General features: G+C 71.0%; 7 protein-coding genes and 1 riboswitch. Of the genes, 2 read left to right on the top strand and 5 right to left on the bottom strand.

Annotated elements, in window-relative coordinates; all coding sequences use genetic code 11:
- Window positions 1-31: 31 nt before the first annotated feature.
- Window positions 32-904 (top strand): bifunctional regulator KidO, encoded by an 873-nt coding sequence (locus tag V7Z97_RS02340; protein ID WP_334161164.1) that lies wholly within the window; start codon window positions 32-34, stop codon window positions 902-904.
- A 145-nt stretch (window positions 905-1,049) separates the two neighbouring features.
- The gene (locus V7Z97_RS02345) at window positions 1,050-2,360 is read left to right on the top strand and encodes a cation:proton antiporter (RefSeq protein WP_334161165.1); all 1,311 of its coding nucleotides are present in this window, start codon (window positions 1,050-1,052) and stop codon (window positions 2,358-2,360) included.
- Here the strand turns inward: V7Z97_RS02345 and V7Z97_RS02350 are convergent.
- The 5 genes from V7Z97_RS02350 to V7Z97_RS02370 form a co-directional block, all read right to left on the bottom strand.
- Window positions 2,350-4,140, bottom strand: a complete 1,791-nt coding sequence (locus V7Z97_RS02350) for a TonB-dependent receptor plug domain-containing protein (protein WP_334161166.1) — start codon at window positions 4,138-4,140, stop codon at window positions 2,350-2,352. The genes V7Z97_RS02345 and V7Z97_RS02350 overlap by 11 nt on opposite strands.
- An 82-nt stretch (window positions 4,141-4,222) precedes the next feature.
- Window positions 4,223-4,444, bottom strand: a riboswitch (cobalamin riboswitch).
- A gap of 29 nt (window positions 4,445-4,473) precedes the next feature.
- The gene (locus tag V7Z97_RS02355; protein WP_334161168.1) at window positions 4,474-5,340 is read right to left on the bottom strand and encodes a dienelactone hydrolase family protein; all 867 of its coding nucleotides are present in this window, start codon (window positions 5,338-5,340) and stop codon (window positions 4,474-4,476) included.
- Between the two features lie 323 nt (window positions 5,341-5,663).
- A complete protein-coding gene (ald, locus tag V7Z97_RS02360) occupies window positions 5,664-6,776 on the bottom strand; it encodes an alanine dehydrogenase (RefSeq protein WP_334161169.1) in 1,113 nt (370 codons plus the stop codon).
- Between the two features lie 85 nt (window positions 6,777-6,861).
- Window positions 6,862-7,401, bottom strand: a complete 540-nt coding sequence (locus tag V7Z97_RS02365) for a hypothetical protein (protein ID WP_334161171.1) — start codon at window positions 7,399-7,401, stop codon at window positions 6,862-6,864.
- Between the two features lie 296 nt (window positions 7,402-7,697).
- On the bottom strand, window positions 7,698-8,276 hold the full coding sequence (locus V7Z97_RS02370; protein WP_334161172.1) for a hypothetical protein: 579 nt from the start codon (window positions 8,274-8,276) through the stop codon (window positions 7,698-7,700).
- Window positions 8,277-8,564 lie beyond the last annotated feature (288 nt).

The following is an 8,564-nucleotide window of genomic DNA, read 5'->3' on the forward strand; positions in this document are numbered from 1 at the left end:
TCATAGGGACCTTACCAAGCCTTACGCCTCCATGATGTCTCCGATCACCAAGCTCGGCCTCGGCACGGGCCAGTTCGGCCTCGACCAGCCGGCCTTCCGCGGCCGGCCGCGGGACGCGGAGGCGCGCGACATCCTGGCGATCGCCGCGAGGTCCGGGATCGGGGTGCTCGAGGTGGGCCGCTGCCCGCCGTCGGCCGAGCTGACCATCGGCCAGATCACGCCCAAGCCCAATCCGTTCAAGCTGACCATCACCACGGTGCGTCCGGACCGCGGGCCGGATCTCGCCGAGGCCGAGCTGCGCGCGCAGATGCAGCGCCTGGGTTGCGATCGGGTGGACACCATCCTGGCCCCCTCGGCCACGGACCTCTTCTCGCCGAACGGCCCGCTGCTTTGGGACCGGCTGAAGGCGCTGAAGGACGCCGGCGTCTGCCGCAAGATCGGCGTCTCGGTCTATGCGTCCGACGACCCGGTCGGGCTGACCAAGCGGTTCAAGCCGGACGTGGTGCAGGCGCCGACCTCGCTCCTCGACCAGCGCCTGCTGATCGACGGGACGCTCGCCACCCTGGCCGAGATGGGGGTCGAGGTGCAGCTGCGCTCGATCTTCCTGAACGGCCTCCTGTTCCTGCCGCCCGACCGGGCGCCGAGCCATCTGAAGGCCGCCGCCGGCCGCATCTCGCGGGCCCGCCGGCTGATCGCCGAGGGCCGATCGGACCCGCTGCAGGCGGCCCTCGGCTTCGCGTTGTCGCGTCCCGAAGCCGCCACCGTCCTGGTGGGCGTCGCCTCGGCGGCCGAGATGAGCGCCGTGGTCGCCGCCGCCATGAGCCCGCCGCCGGACCTCGATTGGGACGAGATGGCGATCAACGACCCGGTCGCCCTAGACCCCCGCGCCTGGGCCGCCGCCTAGGTTCCCTGCCCTTCAGAGCACGATCCCGCGGGACGGACGTTTCGGCGCCTTCTGATAGCGCTAACAAAATCGTTGCGGGGCTGAGAAGCCCGTGTTCTGCTTGCCGACGGACCGCCCGCCCAGATGGGCGGCCAGGGGCGGAACTATGACCACGGCGCAGCTCAGCGTAGCGTTCTTCCTGCAGGTGGCGCTGATCCTCGCCGCCTGCCGCGTGGCCGGGTGGGCGGTGAACCGCTGGCTGGGCCAGCCACAGGTGGTGGGCGAGATGCTCGCCGGCGTCCTGCTAGGACCCTCCCTGTTCGGCCAGCTGGCGCCGGGGCTGCAGGCCGCAGTGTTTCCGGCCGAGTCCCGCGACGTGCTCTATGTGGGCGGGCAGCTCGGCATCGGCCTCTACATGTTCATCATCGGCCTGGGCTTCCGCCGGGACCAGTTCCGCGAGAGCGCCCGAAGCGCCGCGGCGGTGTCCCTGGCCGGCATGGCGGCGCCCTTCCTGGTGGCCGCTCTCCTGGCTCCCTGGCTGATGGACCTCCGCCTGTTCGGGGCGGGCGTCGACGCCCTGCAGGCCTGGCTGTTCATCGGCGCGGCGATCTCGATCACCGCCTTTCCCATGCTGGCGCGCATCCTCCACGAGCGGGGGGTGACCGGCACGCCGCTGGGCTCCATGTCCCTGGCCGCCGGGGCGATCGGCGACGCAGGGGCCTGGTGCGTGCTGGCCGTGGTGCTGGCGACCCTGGGCGACGGGCCGGACACGGCGGTGAAGGCCATCGCTGGCGGCCTCCTCTTCACCGCCTTCATGCTGACGGCCGCGCCGCGGCTGCTCGCCCCGCTCGGCCGGATCGTGGCGCGTGAGGGCCGGCTCGGACCCGGCGTGCTGGGCGTGGTCATGGTGCTCTTCATGCTGAGCGCCTTCGCCATGGACTATGTGGGCCTTCACGCGGTGTTCGGCGGCTTCATCCTGGGCGTGGCCATGCCGCGCGGGCGTCTGGCGGAGGAGCTGACCCGGCTGCTGGAGCCGTTCGCCGTGGTGGTCCTGCTGCCGCTGTTCTTCACCTTCTCCGGCCTCAGCACCCGGCTCGGCCTCGTCGACAGCCCGGCCCTGGCCGGGGTGGCGGCGGTGATCCTGGCCGGATCGGTGGCGGCCAAGGCGCTCGCCTGCTGGGCCGCGGCCCGGCTCACGGGCCAGGACAACCCCACGGCCATGGCCATCGGCGCCCTGATGAACGCCCGCGGGATGATGGAGCTGATCCTGGTCAACATCGCCCTGCAGCGCGGACTGATCGGGCCGGAGCTGTTCTCCATGCTGGTGCTGATGGCGATCGTGACCACCTTCATGGCCACGCCGCTGTTCGAGCTGGTCTATGGCCGCCGGGCCCGCGAGCGGGGCGAGCTCGGCGTCCTCGGCGGGGCCGAGGCCGCCGAACGCCCGACCGTGGGCGCCGTCGCGTCTAGTTCCTGAGGCGGATTCCCAGAGAGAGCGCCCGCCCCGGCTCGCCGTAGCCGAAGCTTTCGGCATAGCGCTCATCGGCGAGGTTCTCGACGCGGGCGGTGAGGGTCACCTGCCGGGTCAGCTCGAAGGCGCCGGCGAGGTCGGCCACGGCGAAGCCTTTACGGACGACCCGGGTGAAGCCGTCGCGGGCGGTGTCGGTCTGGCTGGACTCCGCGCGGACGGTGAAGGCGCCGGACAGCCGCCCGTCGCTCCAGATCAGGCTGGCGGCGCCGGCGTGGTCGGGCACGCGGATCAGGCTGGCGTCCGTCGTGCGGTCCACCGCGTCGGTCCAGGCGTAGGCGAGACGGACCCGGAAGGCCTCGGTCAGCTGAGCGTCGGCCTCGGCCTCCAGGCCCGTGGAGCGCGTGCGGGCGATGTTGACGTAGCGCAGGCCCTGGTAGGCGATCTGGTCCTTCACGCCGAGCCGGTAGGCGGTGATCGCGGCGCTGGCCCGCTCGGCCCGCCAGCCCAGGCGCAGGTCGTAGCCGGTCGCCTTTTCCGGGACGAGCGCCACGGGCGGGGCGAAGCAGAAGTCGCAGGCGAACTGGCTGATGGTCGGGATCTTGAAACCCTGCCCGGCTGCGCCGGTGAGGGTGAAGCCGCCGCCCAGCGCCCAGGCGGCGGAGAGGCGGCCGGTGGTCCTGCCCTTGAACCGGTCGGGCTCGTCATGGCGCAGGCTGGCGGTGAGGGTGACAGGGGCGAGTTCCCGGCGAACCACCGCGAAGGCCGAGGTGACCGACAGGTCCTCGGTGATGCGGCCGGAGAGGTCGGCCTCGGTGGCCTGCCGCTCGGCGCCCACGACGAGCCCCTCGCGCTCGGCGGTCCAGCGCAGCACCTGGCGGTCGGCCTCGAAGCGGGCCGGGAAGTCGGTCAGGTTCCTGCGGGTGAGGTCGTAGGCCGAGAGGCTGAGCGTGTGGCCGAAGCCCAGCGCCTCGAAGCGGCCGCGGACGAAGCCGGACCAGGCGCGGCTGGTGTTGCGGTGGGGGGTGTCGCCCAGTTCGAAGGCGGGCGCGGGGAAGCCGTCGATATCGATGTCGCTGTCGGTGTAGCGCACCCGCGCGTCGAGGGCGGCGGTGTCGGAGAGTGTCAGCCGGCCGCCGAGGTTGGCGGTGACGGTCCCGAAGCCGTCGGCCTCTGCGCCGCCGGCCGCCTTGGAGACGCCGTCGGTGCGCAGGGCGGCGACCGAGCCGTTCAGGGCGTAGCGCTCCTGCGCGACCCCGGCGCCGGCGAAGGCGCGGGCGGTCTCCAGGCTGCCGGCCTCGGCGTCCAGGCGCCAGCCGTCGAGCTCACGGGTGGTGAGCGCCACCACGCCGCCGATCGCCTCGGATCCCCAGAGCGAGCTCTGCGGGCCCGACAGCACCTCGATCCGTTCCAGGTCGGCGGTCTGCAGGGAGGCCGGGTCGTAGGCGCCGTTGGGGTCGGCCGGGTCGCCGGCCGGGACGCCGTCGATCAGCACCAGGGTCTTGTCCGGCCCCGCGCCGCGGATGCGGATCGCGCCGACGCCGCCGAAGGCGCCGGTCCGGGCGATGGCGACGCCGGGCAGGGTCGCCAGGACCTCGGCGGCGAACGGGGTCTGGCGGGCCTCAAGCTCGGCGCGGTCGACGACGCGGGCGCCGGTGACCAGGTCGACGTCGGTGGCCAGCCGGGTGGCGGTGACGACGACCTCGTCGACCGCGGCCTCCTCGGCGAGGACGGACGTGGAGAGGGCGGCCACGGCCGCGGCGGTGGTGGATAGCAGGGTCTTGCGCATCAGGCGCCTCCGTCGTTTCAGCGATGTCGCTGCGACGGAGGGCTCGCGCCTTCCCGCGCCGACGGCCTGGACCCGGGCCACGGACGAGCGACGGAAGACGGCAGGTCTCCTGGCTTGCGGGTCAGGGGCGCCGCGCCCTCGCCTTCCCGGTTTCCCAGTGGCGTCCTCCGCACACGGAGGAACGGACGCGGGCCTCGCCGCTCACAGTTGCGGGCACAGCCGGGGATTCGGGCCGAGACCGGCCCTGCACCCCTGTTCCCTCTTGGCCCCCTGTCGACGGGGGACCGCCTTCACGCGCGGATTACTGGCTCAGCCCGCGGAGTCGGGCAAGCCCTAGACGAGCGCCCGCTTGTACATGGCCGAGAGCTCGGCCCAGGCCTTCTCGGCGGCGGCCGGGTCGTAGACCTGCGAGCCCGGCACGCACCAGCCGTGGTCGGCCGGATAGACCTCGACGGTGGCCTTCTTGCCGGCGTCGGCGAAGGCCTTCTTCAGCACCTCCTTGTCGTTCGGCGCGCGGGCGTCGTCGTTCTTCGCCACGGCCACGAGGTACTCGGCGTTGGTCTTGGGGATCAGCAGGTGCGGGCTGGACGGCTGGTCGGTGACGAGACCCCCGCCGTGGAAGCTGCCGACCGCGCCGATGCGGTTCGGGACCGCCGCGGCGGTGCGGAACGACAGCGGCCCGCCCATGCAGTAGCCCTGCACGCCGACCTTCGCCTTCCTGTTGGTCTGCTTCTGGGCGTCGAGGAAGGCGACATAGGCCACCGAGTCCTTGTCGATGCCCTCGTTGGTCATGGCCTGGCGGTACCCCATCAGGGTCCGCCGGGTCTCGGGATCGCCGAAGTTGATGTCGCCCGGCATCACCGGCGCGGTGTGCGAGCGGTAGAAGGGGTTCACCACCAGCACGACATAGCCCTGGGACGCGAGCCTCCGGCCCATCTCCCGCTTCACCGGGCGCAGGCCCATTATGTCCGGCCACAGGAGCACGCCCGGCCAGGTCCCGCGGCCCTCGGGGTAGAAGAGGGCGCTGTCCGACACCCCGTCGGGGGTGTTCACCTGGACGTCCTTCTCCACGACCTTGGCCTGGGCCCCGGCGGCGCTGGCGGCGGCCAGGCCCGCGGCGGCCACGGTCCACAGGGCCAGCCCGCGGCGGGACACGGTGGGGTCGGTCACCAGGCCGGGGTGGATGTCGTCGTCACACATGGGGGCGTCCTCCGCGCTTCTTCAGTTGGCGGCAGGAACGGTGACCAATGTTGCGGGCGTATGTCGAGGGGGCGCCGAGGGGAAGAGAAGGAAACCACCAAGACCGCCAAGATCGCCAAGGGGTCCGTGTTCAACGCGTCCTTCCTCCATTTGTGGGAGAAACGGGAATCGCGCGCTGGAGGCGCGCAATCGACAGCGAGCCGAAGCCATGCCGGGTACGCTCGGTCGGCTCGGCCTCTTGGCGTCCATGGTGTCCTTGGCGGTGAAAGAAAAAGGGCGGCCCCAATGAGCCGCCCTTTCCTGTTTCCTGACCCGCCGGCGCGCTACTTCCACGCCCCGTAGGGGTCCTTGAAGCTCTTGCCGAGGGCGTCGGCGACGGCGGGGTGGGTGACCTCCCCCTTCAGCACGTTGAGGCCCTTGGCGAGGTGGGTGTTCTTCTTCAGCGCGTCGAGGCCCTGGTCGGCGAGCTGCAGGCCGAACGGCAGGGTGGCGTGGACGAGCGCCTCGGAAGAGGTGCGCGGCGCGGCGCCCGGCATGTTGGCCACGCAGTAGTGGACCACGCCGTCGACCGTGTAGGTCGGGTCGTTGTGGGTGGTCGGCCGGCTGGTCTCGAAGCAGCCGCCCTGGTCGATGGAGACGTCCACCAGCACCGAGCCGGGCTTCATCTTCGACAGGTGCTCGCGGCGCACCAGCTTGGGCGCGCTGGCCCCGGCGGTCAGCACCGCGCCGATCACCACGTCGGCCCGCAGCACCTCGTCCTCCACCGCGTCCTGGGTGGAGTAGCGGGTCAGGATGCGGCCCTGGAACATGTCGTCGAGCTGGCGCATGCGCGGGATCGAGCGCTCGAGGATCACCACCTCGGCGCCGAGGCCGGCGGCCATGCGCGCGGCGTTCATGCCGACCACGCCGCCGCCCAGCACCGCCACGCGGGCCGGGGGCACGCCCGGCACGCCGGAGATCAGGAGGCCCATGCCGCCGTTGTGCTTCAAGAGCGTCTCGCCGGCCGAGAAGACGGCGATGCGGCCGGCCACCTCGGACATGGGCGCGAGCAGCGGCAGGCCGCCGGCGGCGTCCGTCACCGTCTCGTAGGCGATGGCCGCGCAGCCGGACTTCAGAAGGCCGTCCGCCTGGGCCGGGTCGGGCGCCAGGTGCAGGTAGGTGAAGAGGATGTGGCGGTCGGTGAGGCGGGCCCACTCGACGGCCTGCGGCTCCTTCACCTTCACGATCATCTCGGCCTCGCCGAACACCGCGTCGGCGGTGGGCAGGATGGTCGCGCCGGCCCGGGCGTAGGCCTCGTCGGCGTAGCCCGCCCCGGCCCCGGCGCCTTGCTCCACCACCACCTCGTGGCCGTGGGAGACATATTCGCGGACCGCGGTCGGCGTCAGGCCGACACGGTATTCGTCCGGCTTGATCTCGCGGGGCACACCAACGCGCATGAAAGCCTCCCTCGGGGCGTGTTTTTGCTCGGTAGGCGCGGTTTGGGGGGAGGAAGGTGCGGAGTCAAGGGAGGTGGGGGTGGCCCTAAAGCGCGGCCACCGCCGATCGCACGTAGCCGACGATGTCCAAAACGCAGCGCCACTGAATCCGACGGTGCGTGCCGTACAGATACACAAATGGCTGAATGAAGGTTGGAGAAATGCCGATCTGCTCGATCGGCCCTCCGTCTAGCCTCTCCACATCGAAGTGAACCCGCTCGGCGTGAACGATCTTGTTGCACGCTTCACGCAAGCTTAGCGGCTCAACCTCTTCTGCATCGATGTTGACGCGAAGCTCTCCACAGGGCTCGCATCGATCTAATACGTCTCCATCGCGATCATCAATGACTCTCAGTGCTATCGCAGAACTCAGTAGCGCCCGAGTGATCTCATCGTCCGCAAAGTCTGAACTCAAACCAAGCAACGGCTGCGCCCAGCCATCAGCAAAAAACTCGTGCTCAGTCACTCGCGCGTACTCGCGGTCCGCCAGAAAGACCAATAGGAGCCGCCAGAGATCACGCCGAACCGGCTGGGTGTCGAACAAGTGTCCGGCGCGAAAGTGGCTCGCGCGCTCATACTCAGCCATCAGCGCGTCCCATTATTTCCTTCTTAAGCGTCAACCGCCTGTCGAATAATCGACGGACGCTACACCCTCACCTTCGAGCCGCGTAGAAGCGCAGTTTGGCGCCTAAGGGCATGGCGGCCAGTCTGCCTGCGGGATCCGGTCTGTCCAGGACGGCCCGGAGGGCCGCCGCGGGGCGGCCGGGCCGGAGGCCCGGTCCTTGACTGACCGGAGCCCGCAGGCTCGCATCTGACCATGGACCTTAAGGGCGGGTGGCATTTCTCCGGGGGAGAATGCGCTCCGGCGCCTGCTTTGGACGGCTAGCGCCACAGATCCGGACCGCGCGGCCTCCTGCGGTGGTAGTCCTCGGGCTTGAGGTCGTTGCAGTAGCCGGAGGCGTCGGTGGTGAGCGCCGCCCCATCGGTCACGGCCAGCCGTTCGTCCATCCGCCGAAGGACAGCCTTCTCGGCCGCGGTTTCCGAGAGCGCCAGCGCCTGAGCGGCCAGGGCGCGGAATTCGACGATCTGCTCCGGTGCGATCGCGCCCGGACAGGGCCGGCCGCCGCCGCTCCCGGAGGTATGCCACCTGAAGACGAGATGATCGGCGGACGTGAAGTAGCTGACGCCCAGGGTCTGGGCGCAGTTTCGATCGCTGCTCAGGTTTACGTCCGCCCAATCCTCGCTCGCCATCCAGCGGGCGCACCCGCTGGGCAGGGGACGCCGCCAGCGCCAGGTCGTCCCGGACTTGAAGTCAAACTCGGCGTTAGCGCCCTTGGGGACCGCGGGAGGACGGGCGATGACGGGCGCCGCCACCGGGACCACGGCCGGCAGGATCACCAAGGGGCCGACGATCGGCCACGTCAGCGCGCCCACGGCGACGACAAGCAGCGCGACAGCCAAGCCCCGTTTCACGGCGCGCGTCCCCCCAACCTAGCTTGACAGTAGGCCGCCGGGACGATGCGGCAAGGTCCGCGCCGTGAAGACCCAGCTTGGGTTCCGGCTTTCGCCGGGATGAGCAGGAGGCGGGGCGCGGGGTGGCGCTTAAGATCCATGGCGGCGAGGATGCCTGCGGGATCCGGTCCGTCCAGGACGGCCCGGAGGGCCGCCGCGGGGCGGCCGGGCCGGAGGCCCGATCCTTGACTGACCGGAGCCCGCAGGCTCGCATCTGACCATGGACCTTAAGGGCGG

The sequence above is a fragment of the Phenylobacterium sp. genome, from assembly GCF_036821595.1.
GTDB lineage: Bacteria > Pseudomonadota > Alphaproteobacteria > Caulobacterales > Caulobacteraceae > Phenylobacterium.